Here is a 20,151-nt window from a genome sequence, read left to right as displayed (position 1 = left end):
GAGGAGATCAATGGAAAGAATAATAGTTTGTATAAAAGGTGTTCCTAAACCAGGAAGTGTTAAGGTTGATCCAGAAACTCATACCTTAAAAAGAGAAAGTATGGAACTTATTTTAAATCCCAATGATAGATCCGCCCTTGAAATGGCTGTAAGATTGAAAAATAGTTATGGTGCCGAACTAACGGTAATATCAATGGGACCTCCCAATGTTATTCCTCTTTTAAAACATGCCTACACTTTAGGAATAGATCAGATGATTCTTCTTTCAGACAGAGCTTTTGCTGGGTCAGATACTCTGGCAACAAGTTATGTTCTGGCAAAAGCTATAGAAAAGCTTTCTCCCTTTTCCCTTGTATTAATGGGGCTAAAATCAATTGATGGAGAGACAGCTCAAGTCCCACCAGAAACAGCAAGCTTATTAGGAATTCCATCATTGACTAATGTAAAAAAGCTTTCTTTTGAAAACAATAAATGGATAGCTACAAGGGAGCTTGAATACGGAGAAGAAGAAGTTGAGGTCAATAGTCCCCTTTTATGTTCTGTATCCCCTACAGCTTTTGAGTATATCAGACCTCCATCCTTAAAAAGGCTTATAGAGGTAAAAAACAAAGAGCCTATAATCTGGCAGGCAAGTGATTTAGACCTTGAGTTTGAAAAGTTAGGGCTTGCTGGTTCACCAACACAGGTAGTAGAAGTTTTAGAAAAGAAAATTGAAGCAAAAGGTGTAATTATAGAAGATGAACCTGAAAAACTTGCAGAAAAACTAATTGAAGTGCTTAGAGACAAGGGATTGATTAAAAACTAATTGGGGTAATGAAATGCTTGAAAAGATAGAATTAGAGAATCTGCCAAAGGGAAATATTTTAGCCTTTGGAGAAGTTTTTAGAGGTGAATTAAATGGCTCAAGTTTAGAAATACTTTCTCCTTTAAAAGAAATAGCAGAAATGTTAAATAAAAAACTTGTTTTGGTTTGTTTAATAGATTCTCTTAAAAGCATTAAAAACTTTGAAGAATTTAAAAAAGCCTTATCAGATGAAATCTGGTTTGTGATAAATGAAAATTTAAGAGATTTTAAAGACGATCTTTATGCTGAAGTTTTTGTCCAAATAATAAGGTTTTCTCAACCTTATGGGGTATTTTTTCCTGCAACGAGAATTGGAACTTCTTTAGCTCCAAGAATAGCAGGTCTTTTACAAGTAGGGCTTTGTGCTCATATAAATAACTTAGAGGTGAAAAATGGACAAATTGTAATGTCAAGACCTACCTATGGAGAAAATATTATTGCCAAACTTGTATCTAAAAGCATACCGGTTATGGCAACTATCTCCTTAGGGGCTTTTAGCATTAAGTATGGAGAAAAAGAGCCTTTAATGAGAGAAATAATTTTTTCTGAAAATTTTTCTTGGGAAAGTAAAATCAAGGTGAGAAATTTTATTCCTTCTAAGAAAAAGACTACTAAGCTTTCTACAGCTAAATTAGTGATTGCAGGGGGTAGAGGGCTTAAAAGTAAGAACAATTTTCAAAAGCTTTTTAAACTTGCAGAAATTCTGGGAGCTGAAGTTGGGGCAACCCGTCCAGCATGTTACGAAGGCTGGGTGGAAGAAGATAGAATGATAGGAGTGAGTGGTGTTACTGTGAGACCAAAGGTTTATATAGGTTTTGGTATTTCCGGAGCCTTACAGCACACCGCAGGAATGGAAAATTCTGAATTTATAATTGCTGTAAACACTGACAAAGAAGCTCCCCTTGTTAAAATGGCAAATCTTGCCTTAATAGGAGATGCAGAAAAGATTATCGATATTTTACTTAAAAAATTGAAAGCTTAATGTTTTTAATTTTTTAAAATCTTCTTCTAAAATCTTCCTTATTTTTGGAAATCTTAATCCTGCTGCCGGATGATAGGTGATAAAGAATTTTTTGTCATCCTTTTCTATCATTTCTCCTCTAAAATTTTTCAACCTTTTGTCAGGAAAAAATACAGAAAAAGCTATTTCACCTAGCAAGATAAAGATTTCAGGATCAATTATTGCGATCTGTTTTTTAAGCCAAGGAAGGCAAGCTTCTATTTCTTCTTTCTTTGGTTTTCTGTTAATAGGTGGTTGAGGAAGACACTTTAAAGGGGAGGTTATAAAAATTTTTTCTCTTTCAAGTCCTGCTAATTCAAGAAGATAGTTTAAAAATTTTCCTGCAGGACCAACAAAGGGTCTTCCTGTTTTGTCTTCCTGAACCCCTGGAGCTTGACCTATGATCATAATTCTGGCGTCAGCTGGTCCTTCCCCAGGAACAGCATTTTTTCTAAACTTCCACAACTCACATCTTTGACATTTTTTAATTTCTTCATTTAACTTTTCCAATTCACTTTTTTTCATTTTTTACCCACTTTTACTTTTCATTTATGCACCACTGAACTATATTTTCCAGCAAAAAACCGTATTAGTATATATAAATTTTACACCTCGTTTTAAAAATTAGAGAATAGTTCAATTCTCTCCTTTTAAAGTCCCTTGTCCGTTTAATTTTTCTATTTTATAATCTTGTTGTGTAAGAAAATGTATTTCAATTTTTAATAAATTGGAGTTAAAAATATGTGGTTTGGAAAACTTGACCTAACAACTCTTGAAAATTGGTTATGGGAGGCAGCTTGTAGTATAAGAGGTCCAGTAGATGCTCCAAAGTATAAAGATTATATTATTCCTCTTATATTTTACAAGAGACTTTGTGATGTTTTTGATGACGAAATAAAAGAACTCAGTCGCGAATTCGGAAGTATAGAGCTTGCTAAAAGTCTTGTGGCACAGGATAAGAAGCTTGTAAGGTTTTACATCCCGGAGGATGCTCACTGGGAAACAATTAGAAAAATCTCCACAGGACTTGGGGAAAGATTAACCTCAGCCCTAAGGAAAATAGCTCAGGAAAATCCCAAATTGCACGGCGTGATAGATATTGTGGATTTTAATGCTACTCAGGCTGGGCAGAGAATCATTAGTGACGAACACCTCCATGCTTTAATGCAAATTTTAAATAAGTATAGACTTGGTTTAAAGGATGTGGAGCCTGATATTTTAGGAAGGGCTTATGAGTATCTTTTGCGAAAGTTTGCAGAAGGTTCTGGTCAATCAGCAGGCGAGTTCTATACTCCAAGAGAGGTAAGCTGGCTTATGGCAAAGCTTCTTGACCCTGAGGAGGGGGAAGAAGTATACGACCCTGCCTGTGGGTCTGGAGGGCTTCTTATTAAGGCCCAGCTTGTTTTAAAGGAAAAGTATGGAGAGGTTAAAAAGCCTTTAAAACTCTATGGACAGGAAATAAATCCTTTTACTTATGCTATGGCAAAAATGAATGCCTTTATTCACGACATGGATGCTATCATTGAGGTGGGAGATACTATAAGAAATCCCAAATTTCTTGAAGGAGATAGAATTAAACAGTTTGATAAAGTTATAGCTAATCCCATGTGGAATCAAAAGTTTCCTCCCGAAATCTTTGAAAATGATCCTTACAACAGATTCAATTTTGGAATTCCTCCTTCTAATCAGAGTTCCGACTGGGGATGGATTCAGCACATGTATGCCTCTTTAAAAGAAAATGGAAAACTCGTGGTAGTTATTGATACAGGAGTAGTTACAAGAGGTTCAGGAAGTTCAGGAACTGATAGAGAAAAAGAGATAAGGAAAAAATTTGTGGAAAATGATTTGATAGAGGCAGTAATTCTTCTTACAGATAATCTTTTTTACAATACCACAGCCCCAGGGAACATTATTGTTATTAATAAGGTAAAACCTCACAAAGGTGAAATCTTGCTGATTAATGCCTCAAAGGAATTTGCCAAAGGAAGACCTAAAAATTATCTTACAGAGGAAAACATAAACAAAATTGTTGATGCCTATTTTGGATGGAAGGAGATTGAAGGTTTTTCAAAGATAATCACGATAGATGAGGCAAGAAGAAACGATTATAATCTTAGTCCCTCTCGTTATGTGTCAACTAACGAAAAGGAGGAGTTAAAGCCAATTGAAGATGTGTTGATTGAACTTGCAGAGCTTGAAGAGGAAAGGGTAAAGGTTGAGGAGGAGTTAAAGGAGATTTTAAGTAAGATTGGGTATGAAGTATGAAGCTATAAATTGAAAAGAAAATAATGAAAGAGGAATTAAAATGAATGGCTTTAAACAAACGGAGATTGGTTTAATTCCTGAGGATTGGGAAGTGGTGAGATTGGGGGAGATATTATTTCCAAATAGGAAAAAATTGAAATTTAGAGAATATGATGGATCTATTCCAATAGTTGAAAAAATTCAATTTGATACAGGGAAAATTATTTTTAGAAATAAAAATCAGACGAAAACAGATCTATATATAGGAGAAAGAGGAAGATTACTTACTTCAAAAATAAATTTCCATCAAGGTGCAGTGGCAATTATTAATAATTATGAAAAAATCGCAGCTACTACTCATTATGAGATTTATAAAACAAATGAAAATCAAGCTAATATAAAATATCTTTGGTATTATTTTCGTTCGAAATTTTTTAAAAAAATTCTTTATGATGAAATAAAGTTTGCTGGCTTTAAAAAGGAAGCAAATTATGAATTTATTAAAAACCTACAAATCCCCCTCCCACCTCTTGAGGAACAGCGAAAGATTGCGAAGGTGCTTGATAAAATCCAGCAAGCGATAGAAATTCAGGATAGGATAATTGAAGAGACCAAAAACCTTAAAAAATCTCTTATGCAAAAACTTTTTACCGAGGGACTTTACGGCGAAGAACAAAAGGAGACAGAAATTGGATTAATTCCAAAGAGTTGGGAAGTGGTGAGATTGGGGGATGTGGCGGAAATTAAATTAGGAAGAACACCTGAAAGAAAAGAAAAAAAATATTGGGAAAATGGTGATATTCCTTGGGTAAAAATCCAAGATTTAAACAACGGTATAATTTATGATACTTCAGAAAAAATATCACAATTAGCGTTTAGAGAGGTATTTAGAAAAATATTTATACCCAAGGGAACCTTGTTGTTCAGTTTCAAACTTACAATAGGAAAAGTAGGAATATTGGGTATCGATGCAGTTCATCATGAAGGGATTGCTTCTTTATTTCCAAATAAAGAAAGAGTAAATAAAGAATATTTATTTTATCTTTTTCAAAATCTAAATTATGAGGAATATCTTGACACGTATGTAAAAGGCAAAACATTAAATAAAGAAAAACTTAACAATTTACCCATCCCCCTCCCACCTCTTGAAGAACAAAAAGAGATAGCCCACATTTTAAGCACGGTTGATAAAAAAATAGAAATTGAGCAAAAGAAAAAAGAGCTTTTAAAAGAACTTTTCAAAACAATGCTCCATAAATTGATGAGTGGAGAAATAAGATTAAGGGATGTAGAAATATGAATAAGATATACGAAGACTCATTAAAAATGCTTATAAAGATTATAGAAAGTGTAATTAATGAAAAGGGAGTAGTTGTCTATCTTTTTGGTTCAAGAGCTACAGGTAAGGCTACAAGTACTTCTGATATTGACATTGGAATTTTATATACAAAGGATACAAACTTAAGTAAAAAACTAACCATTCTTAGGGAAATGATAGAAAATTCTAATATTCCCTATCTGGTAGATGTGGTAGATTTATCTAAAGTTTCTGAATCATTTAGAGAGAAAGTATTAAAAGAAGGAAAAATTATATGGAAAAATTAAAGAGAAAAATAGAGGAAACTGAGCGGGCTTTAAAAACCCTTGATGAAATTTTAAAGGAACCTTTTTCCGTTATAGTAAGAGATGCCACAATTCAAAGGTTTGAATATACCTTTGAATCCTTCTGGAAAACTTTAAAGGAGTATCTTAAAGAATATGAAGGAATAATATGTAATTCTCCGAAAAGCTGTTTTCGTGAAGCATTAAGAGTAGGTCTTTTGAGTGAGGAAGAGACTATTACTTGCCTTGAAATGACTGATGCCAGAAACTTAACAGCTCATACATATTTTGAAGAGGTAGCTCAAGAAATTTATGAAAAAGTAAAAAGTTATTTTGAGATAATGAATAAAATATTCAACAAAATGAAACGAAAATTAGAAAATGAATGAAAGCATTAATAAAGAACAAATTATACAAAAACTAAGAGAGAATATAGATAAGATTAGAAGTTTTGGGGTTAAACGAATAGGGATTTTTGGTTCTGTAGTAAGAGGGGAACAAACAGAAGAAAGCGATATTGATTTTGTTGTAGAATTTGAAAGAGGAAAGGGAACTTTTAAAAATGTCGCTGGACTTATTGAATTCCTTGAGAAATTATTGGGGAGGGAAGTTGATATCTTAACTCCTGATGGGATTGAGTCTATAAGAATAGAATATATTAAAGAACAAATTAAGAAGGAAATAGAATATGTATAAAAGAGGAGATAAAGAATTTATTTTAGATATGTTTTTAGCCTGTAAAAGGATATTGGAATACACAAAAGGAATGGACTATGAAATGTTTTCTAAAAATCAGTTGGTGATAGATGCAGTAGCAAGAAATATTGAAATTCTCGGTGAAGCTTCGAAAAATATATCAAAACAATTTAAAGAAAAATATCATAATGTTGAATGGAGTGAAATTGCAAAAACAAGAGATAAAATTATTCATAATTATTTTGGGATTTCTTTAACTATTCTGTGGGATATTATTACTATTGATATTCCTTTATTAAAAGAAAAATTAGAAAAAGTTATTGAGTTGGAAAATTGGGAGAAAATATGAATGGTATCACGGAAAAAGCAGATGTTCAAAATAGGGTAATAGAGATTCTTCAATCAATCGGTTGGGAATACTTATCTCCTGCTGAAATCCAGGAAAAAAGAGCTTTTAGTATAAGAGAGCCTTTTCTCATTGACATCCTTAAAGAAAAACTTCAAGAACTTAATAAAGAATTAATTACTAACGAAAAAACAAGTGAAATTATAAGAAGATTAAGATTCATTCCTTCAACTCTTAAAGGAAATGAAGAGTTTCTTGAGTATTTAAGAGGTTTAAAAACTGTTTATGTGGAAGAAGAAAAAAGAGAAAGAAATTTTAAACTAATTGACTTTGAAGATTTAGAAAAGAATCACTTTGCTTTCACAAAAGAATTCTGGTTTGAAGATAAAGAAAAAAGAAGACTTGATATTGTTCTATTTGTTAATGGTCTTCCTATTGCAATTTTAGAGTTTAAAAGTCCAATTCTATGGGAGGCAGAAGAAGAAGCTTTATACCAAGTAAAAATTTATAATCAGGTTCTTCCAGAACTTTTTAAGTATATCCAATTCTATGCTGTTTCTGAAGGGATAAGACTTTTTTACGGTCCAACTTGGAAGTATGAAGCCAAAACTTTTTATAGATGGAGAGTGGAAAATGGCTATAATTTTGAAAAGCTAATAAGAACTTTCTTTGACAAAAGGGAAATACTCGAGACTCTAAGAACTTACATTGTCTTTATGACTGTTGATGAGGAATTACAAAAGTACATTTTAAAACAACATCAAAGAAGAGCTATTGCCAAAATTATAAGAAGAGTTTTAGAAGAGAAGAAAAAGAAGGGACTAATCTGGCATACTCAGGGAGCATATAAAAGTTTGACTATGATAGTTACTGCTGATGAATTAAGAAAAATCACAGAGCTTGAAAATCCAACTATTCTTGTTGTGGTAGATAGACTTGAGCTTGAGCATCAGATCTATCAAAATTTTCAGGCTTATAGATTTCCTAATATCGTGAGAGCAAAAAGTAAAGAACATTTAAGGGAGTTACTTGAACAGGATTATCAAGGACTTATCATTACAACAATTCATAAGTTTGAAGGAATGCCTAAAAATGTAAACTTAAGAGAAAACATAATTGTGCTAATTGATGAGGCACATAGAAGTCAGGAAGGTGACCTTGGTAATTACATGCGAGGTGCCTTACCTAATGCTTATTACTTTGGATTTACAGGAACTCCTATAGATAAAACTAAGGTAGGGAAGGGCACTTTTATTGCCTTTGGCTATCCACCAGATGAACCCTATCTTGATAAATATACCATAGATGAATCTATAGAAGATAAAACTACAGTTCCATTATATTACACATTGGCAAAGACGGAGCTCCATGTTGATAAGGAAACCCTTGAAGAAGAGTTTTTTAAAGTTGTGGAAGAAGAAGGAATTGTTAGTATTGAAGGTATTAATAAAATAATTGAAAGAGCTCAAAAACTTAAGTCTATTTTGAAAGCAAGAGATAGAATTGAGAAAATAGCAAAACACATAGCTGAACATTATACACAATATATTGAACCTCTTGGATTTAAAGCTTTTATTGTAGCTGTTGATAGAGAAGCTTGTGCCCTTTATAAAGAGGCAATTGATAAGTATTTACCTGAAAATTATACGAAAGTTATCTATACACCAGATAACAGGGATAACGAATTACTTAGGAAATATTACATATCTGAGGAAGAAGAAAAGAGATTAAGAAAGGACTTTAAATCACCTGAAAAGTTACCAAAAATATTAATTGTCACTGAAAAACTTTTAACTGGCTATGATGCACCAATTCTTTATGTGATGTATCTTGATAAGCCTTTAAAGGACCACACTCTTTTACAGGCTATAGCAAGGGTAAATAGACCATATCCAGAAAAAAGCTGTGGTTTAATTGTAGATTACATTGGAATATTTGAAAACTTACAGAGAGCCTTAGCCTTTTATTCTAAAGATATTGAGGCAGGTTTAATTGACTTTGAAAAACTTAAAGAAAGATTTAAACAATTGATGAGCGAAGCAGAGTTTATTTTAAAGGAGATTGATTTAGAAAGCAAAGAAAGAGTCCAAAACATTATTGACTATTTCTTTGAAGAGGAGAAAAGAAAAGAATTTATAAAAATTTTTAAGCAAATTCAGGAAATTTACGAAATTTTATCTCCCGATGAATTTTTGAGAGATTACATTGAAAAATATAAACTTCTTGTGCAGATTTACGAAGTTATTTATCAAACTTTCAGCCCAGATGTAGAAAAAAAGAAAATCAGGAGAGATATTCTAAAAAAGACGGAAAATTTGATAAAAGAAAATGTGGAACTTTTGCAGATTATAGATGACCTACCTCTTTATGAAATAAACGAAAATATCGCAAGTGTTATCAAGGCTGACAAAATTTCTTTAAGGGTAAAAATCGCAAGTCTTTATAAAAGCATTAAAAAACACATTGAAGAGAATAAATTTGAAAGTCCTTATTTAATATCTATTGCTGAAAAGATTGAGAAAATAGTAAAAGAGTTAAGAGAAAGGCAGAGAAGTGTAGAATCTACTTTAGAAGAGTTGATTAAAATAGCAGAAAGAATGGCTCAGGCTGAAAAAGAACAAAAAAATTCAAAGCTTAATAAAGAAGAATTTAGTTATTTCTGGGTATTGAGAAATTACGGAATTAAAAATGCCGAAGAAATTGCTAAGGAAGTCCATAGAATTTTTTCTGAAAGTGCTTTCTGGAAATTTAATGAAAAGGAGGAAATGAATTTACGAAGAAAACTTTATTCAGTTTTAATGAAAACAAAGGAATGGCCTTTATTATACCAAGATAAATCAAATTTATTTGTAGTAAGAGAGTCGCAAGATTTTTATAATATAGGAGTTTACACAAAATTGGTTGATGAATTATTAAAAATTAATGTAGAAATGGATATAGATAAATGAATCAGGAATTAACTCGTAAAGATATCTTAAAAATTTGTGAAAAGTGGGAAAAGGAATTAAAGGTTAAAATAAAAAGACTTTGTATTAGACCAATGAAAAATAAATGGGGCTCATGCTCAGCTAAAGGAGTGCTTACAATTAATAAGGACTTGTTAAATTGTTCTGAAGAATTGGTTGAATATGTCATAGTTCACGAACTTTTGCATCTAATAATCCCAAACCATGGAAGAACCTTCAAAACTTTACTTTATACTTATTTACCTAATTGGGAAGATTTGCATAAGAATTTGATTGCAAGAGGAGTATAAAAGTGAATCAAAATCATTTAACACTTGATGAATTTAGTCAGTTTTATTCTATGATAGATAAATTTTATTCAGAAAATGATAGAAAAAATCTTGAAGAGATTATAAAATGTTGTAAAGCTCAGGCTTGGAGAGCTGCCTATATCATGATCTGGATATCCATTGCTGAATCTTTAAAGGAAAAACTTAAATTTTTATCACAACGAAATGATGAGATTTTAAAAAAAATTCGTGAAATTGAATTCTTAGAAGCTAATCAAAAATCAGCAGATAGAAAAATTTTAGAAGTTTCTCGTGATGCTGGAATTATTAACAGTACAGAATATGAAAAATTGGAGTATATTCTAAAAATGAGACATGTATATGCCCATCCATATACGGACTCTCCTACCCCAGAGGAGGTATTGGCAGCATTAAAAGTAGCAATTTATTGTGCTTTGATTAAACCTCCTTATTTCAGTAAAGGAATGCTTGAATCTATAATTAGAAATCTTGCGAACGACCCATATTATATCATAGATGATGAGAATAATATTAAAAATTTTGTGTATAAAATAAAAAAGAATATAAAATCCGATGATTCTTATTTCATTTTTAAAAAATGTTGTGAATATTTAGAAAATCTTCTTAAACAACCGGATTTAAAAAATTATCAGAATAGATTAATAAGATTTAGTAAGGAACTTTTTTCTTATGAAGAATTTAAAAATCAACTTTGTGATGAGTTTAGCAAAGCTATTAATGAAGAGTTAAATAAATTATTCAAGAAATGTCCCAATTCATTTATTATTTTAATATTGAAAAGTAATCTTTGGAACAATTTAGACACTGTTTTACAAGATCAAATATTAAACTATTTATTATCTAAAAAAAATCTGGAAACTGGTTTAAAGATAATATACTCTCTCTTTAGATCTAATATGCTTAATGAATCTCAAATAAGTCTTCTAATTAAAACTTTAAACGATAACACTTTATCATACGAACTACTGATTAAATCTGGAATACCAATTAATTACTATTTTAAAAGAATAATTAATGATTTAAAAACTAAAGATTGGTATATTCAGAATCCTGCAGGAATTGCTTTATCTAATTTACCTCCTGAAGAATTCAAAGAATTAGACGAAACACAATTAACAGAATTAGGGCGTAATATCTTACAGGCAGCTGAAGGAAATGCTTTTGATGTCATAAATTTATTAACAAAAATTTTAAATAAGCCAAATCAATATCCTTATCATTTGATAAAAGGTATTTTTTTTGAAACTTTATTTAATGAGCAGTTACAGTTTAGATTAAAAATTAAATTTATGAGTCAAATATTACTATCTATAGACAATTTAGACGATGAATTAATAGAAGCTCTTTTTAAGGAAGCATTAGATAATTTAAAAAAATCAACTTCTAAATATGGTAAAGAATTTGATGAATTTTATATAAAAAGATTATTAGCAATATTAGATAAAACTTATAATGACTTAAAAAATAGTAAACTTAAACAATATCTAGGTGAATTAATTAGTATAATAAAAAATTTGAATTAATTAAATGGTAATAAGGCATGCTTTACTTGAAGAAACAAATCTTGGTTTTGAGGATGCAAAGTTTATGTTAGTTGCATGTTCAGCATTTATTAATTATCTTATCCAGAAAGCAGAAAAGGCAGAAATTAAACTCAATTTTTAAATGAAAATTCGGGAGGAGCAGTTTTTAGAACTGCTCCTCCTGAATTTGTTTTAAATTTTTAAACCTTTAAAAATTTTTTAAAAGATATTCTTTTCCTTTTTCTGTAATTTTCCATATACCTCTTGAAGAATTTGCCGAAATAAGTCCCTCTTTTACTAATTTATATTTGCACCACTGAGCAGTATTTTCCCATCTTTTTTGAGTATTAAATGGCAAAGATAGTAAGTCATACCCATTTAGCTGGTCTTTTATCTTTTGATAAACTCTCTGAAGCACATCTTTTGCCAGAGCACTCCCATCTAATTCATTTAAACTTTGAAGAATCGGAATTCTAAACGCATTTTCAGGAGTTCTTAATCCTTTTTTAAGTTTAAAATATTTTCTTTTCTTTTTTCTTTTTAATACCTTTACTTTGAGTAAATTTTTGCACTTTTTTTGAAATTTTTTAATTTCCTCTACTAAATATTCTAATAAAATTCTCTCTTTTTCATGGTAGTATAATAAATTTTGTATATGCAATGGATTTTTAAAAATGAATGAACTAAAGAGCTTAAAATCTTTAAAGGATGATATAAGTTGCCTTCCTGTATTTAATAGAATTCTTTTCTTTTTTCGGTTAAGCTGAAAGCATAAAAAATGATGTTGTCAAATTGTTTTTGTTTTTGCTCTTTTTAAATACTCTACTCCTTTTTTACTGATTTTCTAAGCGCACCTGGGAGAGTTGGGAAATGCAGTTATTTAATTCTTTATCAAAAGAGATAACCGGATATTTCCTGCTATATGAACATAAAAGACAATCTACAAAATCAAACCCTTTAGTTTCAAACAATTTAATAGCATCAAGAAGAATTTCTTTATCTTGAACTTTTACTCCTTTAAGTTTTATAAGCTCCATTAAAATCTCTGATACTTCTTTTTTACTAATTTTATAAAATTTTAAAAGAACATAAACTACCTCAGCAAGAACGGAATGCATTATCCAGATTTTTTTCTTACCTGAAAAAGCTTCCTCAAACAAAGTTTCAGATATTTTGTAAAACTCTTCGTTATCCTTAAGTAAATATCTTAAAATAACATTAGCATCAACTATTATTATGTTTTTCTGCAAAGGCATTCTTTATAACCTCTTTTTCCATTTGGATTATTTCTTCTATAGGTTTATCTTTTATAGCATATTTATGAAATATTCCTCCAAGTTTTTTGACAGGTGTAATTATTATCTTTTCTCCTTCCATCTCTACTTCTACCAAATTTGTATTAAGCTTTTTTCTAAATTTAGCAGGTATAGTAATCTGTCCTTTTCGAGTAATTTTTACTATAAACATCTTACCTCCTAAAAAAGTATTACTTTTTATAAAAAGTAATCTAATAAAGAATAATAAGTCAAAAGTTGAACAATGCAAGTGTTAATGTAAAGTAATTTTGTCACCACTTAATTGCAAAGCTAAAATGTCATCCTCCTGGTAAACTCATAGGTTCAAATTCTTTATCAGGAGGTTGATACTATGGTAAAAATGAAAATTGTAATATAAAATTATTGATAGTTTTTTACTTTGGAGGTGTATTATGAAGATTGACAAAAGTATGGATTTGTTTCTTGGTGAAATGTCAGGAAGGTTTAGTGAAAAAAAATTAAGTAAATACCAATTTATTCTCAGGCTGTTTTTAAATTATCTTACAAATTATGGAGAACTTCCAATTGAGGAAGATGAAGAAGGCTATTTCATACTTCAAGCTGATACAACAGAACTTATTGAGGGTCATGTTTCTGAGTTTCTTGAATGGTTCCTGATAAGAAAGGTAATAGGACCTAAATGGGTCTATACCACAGCCCCCAAAGTAATGAAGAGATACATTAAGTGGCTTGACAAAAAGAAACTCCTTGCTAAAGATGTTAAATATGAGATGTTAGAAACAATTGAAAAAGCTACTAAAGATTTACCAAGAGTTAAAAAAGCTGCATCATTACTTTATAAGCTTTGTGACAAAAACAATGAAAAATTTTCAGTAGATGATTTTGAAGATGAAAATTTTATGGAAGGCTATGGAGAAGTGATAGAAATTTTTGAAGATAAACTCTATCTCGATTATAATGGAGAAAAAATAGGACCAGTTAAGATTACCAAAAAGATAGCAAAATACTTGAAGATAGGTGATACCGTAAATCTTGCTATGGGTAGAAAAGGTGATATATGGTATCCTCTGGAATCCGGATTTGTATATCCTCGACCTTTGAGTGAATTTGGATTTTAAAAATTTAAATTAGAAATAAAAAATAAGGCAAAAGTTTTATGGAAAAGACCAGTCAATCCGTTAGACTAACCCCTCTGGAAAAAAAGGCTTTAAAAAAAGCCCTTCAAGGATTTAAGGGAGAAATTTACCTTTTTGGCTCAAGACTTGATCCTAATAAAAAGGGTGGAGACATTGATCTACTCTTAGTGCCTTATGAAAAGGTTAATCCTATTGAGTTGGAGCTTCAGGTTCAGACCAAATTTTTCATGGAATGTGAAGAGGATATAGATGTCCTTGTCTACCGAGATACACCTTTTTTCCAGGAGATCCTTAAAAATGCAAAAAAGCTTAATCTTGAAGAGCTTTAAAGACTTAGAAAAAGCCCTCTTTCTACTTAAACAGTCTCTTGAATCCTATCTCCCCTATGACTCTGCTAAAAATTACAGTTCAGAAGAACTTGAAAAGTATGACGCTTTAAGTTTTAGATTTGAAAAAGCTGTAGAACTTACATTATCTTTTTTCAAGGGTCTTGAAATTTATTTATTTGGTGAGGCAAGCGACACTTTGAGAAACCGTCTTTTAAGACTTCAAAAAGCAGGTTTTGTTGATGATCCAGAGTTCTGGATCTCCTCTAGAATGTTGAGAAATAAGATAGCCCGTGCTTATTTGCCAGAAGAACTTGAAGAGATATATACAGATATAGTTAAAACTGGTCATGAAATTTTGAAGAAGTTTGAACATATTAAGAAAAAAATTAATGAACTTTCTATTTTTCTTTTTTAAATAAGCTCAAATATTATGCCTGCGACATCCAATTTAATCTCAAAGAACCTTTTAAAGCCGAACATCTAAGTTTTCCAGATCTCTCCAAAAATTATTTATTTTAACAATTTTTTTAATCTTTCTTTTAGTCTTTTTATGTGATCTCCTTTCCAATAAAGTTTTTTACATCTGGAACAATAATTGAATTCATCATAAAATTGATAAGCCTTGAGTGGAATAAGGTCTTTAAAATCCTTTTTATTAACTGGAATCAGTTCCTCACCACAAATACTGCATATGTTTAGCTTTAACTCTGTGTTCAGATTTAATTTGTTAACAAGAACAACAAGCTGGGATCTAAGGCTGTCCCTTGGCAAAAGTAAATACCTCACACCTGCTTTTTCAAGAGTTTCTGCTGTAGCTGGACTTGTTATGAGGAAAATTTTATCTTTGTGCTTAAGTATCTCTTCTCTTGTAATTTTACCTTCAGAGATCAGGGTTTTATATCCAAAAAATCTTAACCATTTGCTTAGCCCCTTAAGAGATGCTTCAAGAAAAAATTCCATTTCTTAAGATTTTTCTTTTTTCTTTTCCCAGCCAGGCAAAAGATGCAATTCCAGAATTTGCTCAATTCTCACTTCAGCAGGAGCACCTGTAAGAAGGCATTGGGCTCTCTGAGTCTTTGGGAATGGAATAACTTCTCTTATGCTTTTTTTACCAAGCATAAGCATAATAAGACGATCAAGTCCAAAAGCTATTCCACCATGTGGAGGAGCCCCATATTCTAAAGCTGTAAGCAAAAATCCAAATTTCTCCTGTGCCTCATCAGGACTTATATTTAAAAGGGCAAAAATCTTTTCTTGAAGCTCCCTTTTATGAATACGAATGCTTCCCCCTCCTACTTCTACCCCATTTAATACAATGTCATAAGCCCTTGATCTAACTTTTAAAGGATCAGTATCAAGAAGAGGTATGTCCTCTTCCTTGGGATGGGTAAAAGGATGATGAACAGAAACTAAACGATTTTCTTCTTCATCCCATTCAAAAAGAGGAAAATCAACTATCCAAACAAAACTAAACTTATTTTCTGGAATAAGCTTTAAACTTTTTGCTAAATGAACTCTTAATTCAGAGAGCACAGCATTGGCGACCTCTTCTTTATCTGCTACAAAAAAGAAAGTAGCAACATCTTCCAATGGATTAAATATACTTTCAAGCTTTTCTAAAATTGACCTATCAAAAAATTTTACTATAGGAGAACTAAACTTTTCTTCAAAAGAACGTGCATTTTTATTATACTTTATCCATGCAAGACCTTTTGCTCCCAGTTCCTGAGAAACCTTGGTAAGATCATCTAATTCTTTTCTTGAAAAACTGGCAGGAGCTTTAAGTCCTTTGATTACACCTCCAGATTCTAAAGCACTTCTGAAAACTTTGAAAGAGGTCTCTTTAAAAAGAAAAGAAAGGTCTTTTAATTTCATATCAAATCTGATATCCGGTCTATCTGTTCCATATTCCTTAAGTGCAGTTTCATAAGAAAGTTTTGGAAAGGGAGTTTCCAAAGTTATATTTAAAGTCTTCTCAAAAAGATAAGCCAGCAATTCCTCAACCAGATTCATTACATCCTCTTCTTCAACAAAGGACATTTCCAAATCAAGCTGGGTAAATTCGGGTTGACGATCAGCTCTAAGGTCTTCATCCCTGAAACACTTTACTATCTGATAGTATCTATCCACTCCTGCTACCATAAGTATTTGCTTGAAAAGCTGGGGAGACTGGGGTAGGGCATAAAATTTTCCTGGATAAAGTCTACTTGGAACCAGATAGTCTCTTGCTCCTTCTGGAGTACTTTTGGTCAAAAAGGGGGTTTCAATTTCTAAAAATCCTTTATTGTTTAAAAATTCTCTAATAGTTTGATTTACCCGATGTCTGAAAATAAAAGGTTTTAAACCGTCAAGGGCCCTCATTTCTAAATAGCGATACTTTAAACGGACAGCTTCAGAAACTTCTGAAAGATCCTCATCCATGGGGAAGGGTGGGGTTTTAGAGGTATTTAAAATTTCTACTTCATTTGCCACAAGTTCAATTTCTCCAGTTGGTATCTTAGGATTTTCCATTCCAGGAGGTCTTCTTCTTATTAATCCTTTAACACTTATTACATACTCTATTCTTATAGAGTCTGCTAAATCGTGTATTTTTGGATCAAGTCCTTCCTCAAAAACAACTTGCAAAAGCCCGGTTTTATCTCTCAAATCCAAAAAAATAACTCCTCCGTGGTCTCTTCTTCTTAAAACCCAACCTGAAACTATAACTTCTTTGCCTATAAACTCGTTAGTAAGTTCTCCTATATAATGAGTTCTTTTAAACCTCATAGATCTTTAACCCCTTCCTTAAATTTTTAATCCAAAATATTTAATTGCATTGTTTGTAGTAATCTCTGCAACTTCTTCTAAATCCATGTTTTTTAATTCTGCTACCTTTTGGGCTATATATTTTAAAAAAGCCGGTTCATTTCTTTTCCCTCTTACAGGATGAGGTGCCAAAAAGGGGCTATCTGTTTCTAAAACAATTCTTTCTATAGGAATAAATTTAACAGCTTCTCTTAAATTTTCAGCCTTTTCAAAAGTTATTACTCCAGGAATAGAAATAATACCTCCTAAATCAAGAATTTTAAAAGCCGTTGCTTTGTCTGAAGTATAACAGTGGAAAAGAAGCTTAAGTTCTATGTAGTCCTTTAAAATATTTAATGCGGTATTCCAAAAATTTGAGTCTCCTCTTAAGTGAAGAATAACAGGTTTTTCATACTTTTTTGCAAGTTCAAGCTGTCTTATAAAGTGTTCTATCTGTAATTCCTTAGGCGAATATTCTTTAACCCAGTCAAGCCCAATCTCTCCTATAGCACAAACCTTATCTATATTCTCTTCTAAAAATTGATAATGTTCTTCTTTTATGTTTTTTACCTCATGGGGATGAAAACCAATCGCAGGAGAAATAAAATCAGAATAAGCTTCTGCAAGTTTTAAAGCTTCTCTACAAGTAGAAGGATCTATTCCAATTACTATAGTATGAATAACCCCATTTTCTTTTGCTCGATTAATTACCTCTTCTAAATCTTTTTTAAAACTGGGAAAATTTAAATGTGCATGGGTATCAATTAGCCTCATTTCAAAAAACTCCAAACAAAAGAAATCAAAATATATAGGCTCATAAATATAACTACTCCCCCTGAAAATGGAATATCCCAGAAAATGGAAATTATAGCACCACTTATAATTCCAAAAATATTCAAAATAGCAATAAAAAAGATCAATAATTTGAAACTTTTTATAAATTGTAAGGCAAAAATAGTTGAAAATACGAATAAAACAGATATTAAAAGTATTCCCATTAATTTTACACCTATGATTATTTGTAGGGTTATTAAAAGAAGAAAGGCAAAATTAGCTCTTTTAAAATCAAGCCCAGGAATTTCTCTGTCTGTAACTTGAGCTATCCATAAAGGATAAAATTTGTAAAACAAAATAATTGTTAAAATTAGGACTATTACACTTTCTATAAAGTCTTTATCAGTTATTCCAACCAAGCTTCCAAAAAGATAGGAGAGAACTCTTGCGTCATATTGATAGGTTTTTGCAGCTATGATTAAACCAAGTCCCATGGCTAAATGAGCAATTATAGAAGTTGAGGTGTCTTCATAAAGCTTAACTTGTTTTTTTAAAAGCCAGATTAATGAAGTAAAAAGAAGGGTAAAACTAACTATAAAAGGAAAAAAGAAAAAATAGGGAAGTTTATATAAAATTACAGAAGCTAAAATTACAGCTAAAAAATATATATGGGTTAGGGCATGGGGAAAAAGAGCATTTCTTTGAAGCACAAGAAAGGGAGAGGTAAAAGAAAGAGATATTGCAAGTAACACCCCTGATAGAATTCCCCACTTAACTAATTTTAAAGATTCATAGAAAAATTCCATTTTTTACCAGTGAGTATGTTCAATTTTATGGTGTTCTGAGAAGAATTCCAGTCTTTTAGCTATCTCACAAAAACTTTCGTGATCTCCGTGGAAATATAGTTTTTGATTTACACAAGCAACTTTATTAACCCACTTAGTAAGAAGCCAGGTCTCATGTGTAACTAAAATAATAGTAAGTCCCTTTTTGTGAAATTCTCCTAAGGTTTCATAAAATACTTCCTGTGTAAAAAAGTCTAAACCGACAGATGGTTCATCAAGTATTAAAAGTTCTGGTTCTGAAATAAGAGCTCTTACAATATAAGCCCTTTGAAGTTGTCCATAAGAAAGTTCTCCCAATCTTTTATTAAGAAGTTTTTTCATACCAAACTTTTCTATTAATTCATCAAAAAGAAATTTTTTGAAATTATTTTTAAACCATTTAAATGGCAATAAAAGGAATTCCTTTACTAAAAGCGGAGTTAATTGATCAACCAGATCTCCTGCTCTTTGGGGGACATATCCAATTTTGTGCCAATCTTTAAAGTTTTTAAGATTTTTGCCCCATAGAAAAATCTCACCATTGGCAGGTTTTAAAAAACCAAGGATGCATCTTACAAGGGTGGTTTTCCCCCCTCCATTTGGTCCTATAAGAGCTAAAAAATCTCCCTTTTCTACCTTTAGATTAACATCTTTTAAAATAGGATGTTCTTCGTAGAAAAAAGATAGATTTTTTACTTCAATAATTGTCTGGCTCATGTAACTTTTTAATTTCCTCCCATATTAGATCAAGTTCTTTAATGTCAAGCTTCTCCCAAGAAAGCCCTCTTTTTTCTACTTCTTTTTCAAGAAGTTTAAAACGTTTTTCAAATTTATTTAAAGCAGTTTTTAAAGCCTCTTCAGGATTGATATTAAGTTTTCTTGAAAAATTGGCTATGCTAAACAAAAGATCTCCTATTTCTTCTTTTAACTTTTCTTCTGAAGAAGTTTTTAAAGATGTTTTGATTTCTTCTATCTCCTCTTTTATTTTTTCAAGAACATCTTCAGCTTTTTCCCAGTCAAAGCCTACTCTTCCTGCTCTTTCTCCTATTCTGAATGCCCTTTGCAATGCTGGTAAACTTTTAGGAATTTCTCCAAGAACTGAAGATTCTTTTCCTTCTTCTTTTTTTATTTTCTGCCATTTTTTTACCACTTCTTCAGCATCCTTTGCAACTTCTTCTCCAAAAACATGGGGATGACGACGAATCATTTTTTTAGCTGTTAAATAAAGTAAGTCTTTTAAAGTAAAAAGATTTTTTTCTTCATAAAGATAAATAACAAAAAGCAAAAGAAACAGAAGATCTCCTAGCTCTTCTCTCACCTCTTCAGGATTTTCTTTGTCTATAGCTTCCAAAACTTCATAAGCTTCTTCTATAAGATATTTTTTTAGAGTTTGAGGTGTTTGCTTTTTATCCCAAGGACAACCATTTTCTCCTCTTAATGTTTTAATAATCTCCCAAAGGGTATAAAAATCTACTTTTTCTTTTTCTACTATCAT

The 20,151-nt window shown here is 31.2% G+C and carries 24 protein-coding genes and 1 pseudogene; 15 read left to right on the top strand and 10 right to left on the bottom strand.

All coding sequences use genetic code 11. The features are described from left to right. Window positions 1-10: 10 nt before the first annotated feature. Both ACLGLP_RS06615 and ACLGLP_RS06610 read left to right on the top strand, forming a co-directional pair. Window positions 11-805 (top strand): electron transfer flavoprotein subunit beta/FixA family protein, encoded by a 795-nt coding sequence (locus ACLGLP_RS06615; protein WP_492112492.1) that lies wholly within the window; start codon window positions 11-13, stop codon window positions 803-805. A 13-nt stretch (window positions 806-818) separates the two neighbouring features. Further along, window positions 819-1,826, top strand: coding sequence for an electron transfer flavoprotein subunit alpha/FixB family protein (locus ACLGLP_RS06610; RefSeq protein WP_492112491.1), 1,008 nt, complete (start codon window positions 819-821; stop codon window positions 1,824-1,826). Here the strand turns inward: ACLGLP_RS06610 and ACLGLP_RS06605 are convergent. Further along, on the bottom strand, window positions 1,803-2,369 hold the full coding sequence (locus ACLGLP_RS06605; protein ID WP_492112490.1) for a uracil-DNA glycosylase: 567 nt from the start codon (window positions 2,367-2,369) through the stop codon (window positions 1,803-1,805). The genes ACLGLP_RS06610 and ACLGLP_RS06605 overlap by 24 nt on opposite strands. A 216-nt stretch (window positions 2,370-2,585) precedes the next feature. Between ACLGLP_RS06605 and ACLGLP_RS06600 the strand changes: the two genes are divergently transcribed. The 10 genes and pseudogenes from ACLGLP_RS06600 to ACLGLP_RS06555 all read left to right on the top strand — a co-directional run. Beyond that, entirely contained in the window at window positions 2,586-4,109 is a 1,524-nt protein-coding gene (locus ACLGLP_RS06600; protein ID WP_492112489.1) for a type I restriction-modification system subunit M, read from the top strand. A gap of 40 nt (window positions 4,110-4,149) precedes the next feature. After that, window positions 4,150-5,388, top strand: coding sequence for a restriction endonuclease subunit S (locus tag ACLGLP_RS06595; RefSeq protein WP_492112488.1), 1,239 nt, complete (start codon window positions 4,150-4,152; stop codon window positions 5,386-5,388). Next, entirely contained in the window at window positions 5,385-5,693 is a 309-nt protein-coding gene (gene mntA, locus ACLGLP_RS06590) for a type VII toxin-antitoxin system MntA family adenylyltransferase antitoxin (protein WP_492112487.1), read from the top strand. Before ACLGLP_RS06595 ends, mntA begins: the two co-directional genes overlap by 4 nt. Then, the gene (locus ACLGLP_RS06585) at window positions 5,681-6,079 is read left to right on the top strand and encodes an HI0074 family nucleotidyltransferase substrate-binding subunit (protein ID WP_492112486.1); all 399 of its coding nucleotides are present in this window, start codon (window positions 5,681-5,683) and stop codon (window positions 6,077-6,079) included. Before mntA ends, ACLGLP_RS06585 begins: the two co-directional genes overlap by 13 nt. After that, on the top strand, window positions 6,072-6,386 hold the full coding sequence (locus ACLGLP_RS06580; RefSeq protein ID WP_492112485.1) for a nucleotidyltransferase family protein: 315 nt from the start codon (window positions 6,072-6,074) through the stop codon (window positions 6,384-6,386). The genes ACLGLP_RS06585 and ACLGLP_RS06580 overlap by 8 nt, the downstream gene beginning before the upstream one ends. Continuing rightward, window positions 6,379-6,735, top strand: a complete 357-nt coding sequence (locus ACLGLP_RS06575) for a HepT-like ribonuclease domain-containing protein (protein WP_492112484.1) — start codon at window positions 6,379-6,381, stop codon at window positions 6,733-6,735. The genes ACLGLP_RS06580 and ACLGLP_RS06575 overlap by 8 nt, the downstream gene beginning before the upstream one ends. Next, window positions 6,732-9,680 carry a type I restriction endonuclease subunit R gene (locus ACLGLP_RS06570; protein WP_492112483.1) on the top strand — a complete coding sequence of 983 codons (2,949 nt, stop codon included), beginning with the start codon at window positions 6,732-6,734 and terminating at the stop codon, window positions 9,678-9,680. Before ACLGLP_RS06575 ends, ACLGLP_RS06570 begins: the two co-directional genes overlap by 4 nt. Then, window positions 9,677-9,988 (top strand): M48 metallopeptidase family protein, encoded by a 312-nt coding sequence (locus ACLGLP_RS06565; RefSeq protein ID WP_492112482.1) that lies wholly within the window; start codon window positions 9,677-9,679, stop codon window positions 9,986-9,988. The genes ACLGLP_RS06570 and ACLGLP_RS06565 overlap by 4 nt, the downstream gene beginning before the upstream one ends. 2 nt (window positions 9,989-9,990) lie before the next feature. Continuing rightward, the gene (locus tag ACLGLP_RS06560) at window positions 9,991-11,532 is read left to right on the top strand and encodes a hypothetical protein (RefSeq protein ID WP_492112481.1); all 1,542 of its coding nucleotides are present in this window, start codon (window positions 9,991-9,993) and stop codon (window positions 11,530-11,532) included. Between the two features lie 10 nt (window positions 11,533-11,542). Further along, window positions 11,543-11,674: pseudogene (locus ACLGLP_RS06555) on the top strand (AbiJ-NTD4 domain-containing protein); the annotation flags it as partial. Window positions 11,675-11,740: 66 nt separating this feature from the next. Here ACLGLP_RS06555 and ACLGLP_RS06550 read toward each other — a convergent pair. From ACLGLP_RS06550 to ACLGLP_RS06540, 3 genes are all read right to left on the bottom strand, one after another. Then, window positions 11,741-12,193 (bottom strand): winged helix-turn-helix domain-containing protein, encoded by a 453-nt coding sequence (locus ACLGLP_RS06550; protein WP_492112480.1) that lies wholly within the window; start codon window positions 12,191-12,193, stop codon window positions 11,741-11,743. A 172-nt stretch (window positions 12,194-12,365) separates the two neighbouring features. Further along, complete coding sequence (locus ACLGLP_RS06545) at window positions 12,366-12,788, bottom strand: type II toxin-antitoxin system VapC family toxin (RefSeq protein ID WP_492112479.1); 423 nt, start codon at window positions 12,786-12,788, stop codon at window positions 12,366-12,368. Beyond that, complete coding sequence (locus ACLGLP_RS06540; RefSeq protein WP_492112478.1) at window positions 12,757-12,999, bottom strand: AbrB/MazE/SpoVT family DNA-binding domain-containing protein; 243 nt, start codon at window positions 12,997-12,999, stop codon at window positions 12,757-12,759. Before ACLGLP_RS06540 ends, ACLGLP_RS06545 begins: the two co-directional genes overlap by 32 nt. Before the next feature lie 241 nt (window positions 13,000-13,240). Here ACLGLP_RS06540 and ACLGLP_RS06535 point away from each other — a divergent pair, with 241 nt between their 5' ends. From ACLGLP_RS06535 to ACLGLP_RS06525, 3 genes are read left to right on the top strand one after another with little or no spacing between them, the layout of a single operon-like run. Beyond that, window positions 13,241-13,927 (top strand): hypothetical protein, encoded by a 687-nt coding sequence (locus ACLGLP_RS06535; RefSeq protein ID WP_492112477.1) that lies wholly within the window; start codon window positions 13,241-13,243, stop codon window positions 13,925-13,927. Window positions 13,928-13,965: 38 nt separating this feature from the next. Continuing rightward, window positions 13,966-14,274 carry a nucleotidyltransferase domain-containing protein gene (locus ACLGLP_RS06530; protein ID WP_492112476.1) on the top strand — a complete coding sequence of 103 codons (309 nt, stop codon included), beginning with the start codon at window positions 13,966-13,968 and terminating at the stop codon, window positions 14,272-14,274. Then, entirely contained in the window at window positions 14,243-14,689 is a 447-nt protein-coding gene (locus ACLGLP_RS06525) for a hypothetical protein (RefSeq protein WP_492112475.1), read from the top strand. The genes ACLGLP_RS06530 and ACLGLP_RS06525 overlap by 32 nt, the downstream gene beginning before the upstream one ends. A 95-nt stretch (window positions 14,690-14,784) precedes the next feature. Here ACLGLP_RS06525 and ACLGLP_RS06520 read toward each other — a convergent pair whose 3' ends face one another. Genes ACLGLP_RS06520 through mazG form a run of 6 tightly spaced genes read right to left on the bottom strand, consistent with a single transcriptional unit; the run spans window position 14,785 to window position 20,151 of the window. After that, window positions 14,785-15,234, bottom strand: a complete 450-nt coding sequence (locus tag ACLGLP_RS06520) for a Mut7-C RNAse domain-containing protein (protein WP_492112474.1) — start codon at window positions 15,232-15,234, stop codon at window positions 14,785-14,787. Between the two features lie 3 nt (window positions 15,235-15,237). Continuing rightward, entirely contained in the window at window positions 15,238-17,040 is a 1,803-nt protein-coding gene (gene aspS / locus ACLGLP_RS06515; RefSeq protein WP_492112473.1) for an aspartate--tRNA ligase, read from the bottom strand. Window positions 17,041-17,058: 18 nt separating this feature from the next. After that, a complete protein-coding gene (locus ACLGLP_RS06510; RefSeq protein WP_492112472.1) occupies window positions 17,059-17,832 on the bottom strand; it encodes a TatD family hydrolase in 774 nt (257 codons plus the stop codon). Continuing rightward, window positions 17,829-18,638, bottom strand: a complete 810-nt coding sequence (locus ACLGLP_RS06505; protein ID WP_492112471.1) for a metal ABC transporter permease — start codon at window positions 18,636-18,638, stop codon at window positions 17,829-17,831. Before ACLGLP_RS06505 ends, ACLGLP_RS06510 begins: the two co-directional genes overlap by 4 nt. A 3-nt stretch (window positions 18,639-18,641) precedes the next feature. Further along, window positions 18,642-19,373: a metal ABC transporter ATP-binding protein gene (locus ACLGLP_RS06500; protein WP_492112470.1), complete on the bottom strand. Its 732-nt coding sequence runs from the start codon at window positions 19,371-19,373 to the stop codon at window positions 18,642-18,644. After that, window positions 19,354-20,151 (bottom strand): nucleoside triphosphate pyrophosphohydrolase, encoded by a 798-nt coding sequence (gene mazG, locus ACLGLP_RS06495; RefSeq protein ID WP_492112469.1) that lies wholly within the window; start codon window positions 20,149-20,151, stop codon window positions 19,354-19,356. The genes ACLGLP_RS06500 and mazG overlap by 20 nt, the downstream gene beginning before the upstream one ends.

The organism is Caldimicrobium sp. SLHALR3 (assembly GCF_058692735.1).
This window is presented reverse-complemented; position numbering and strand designations above follow the sequence as displayed.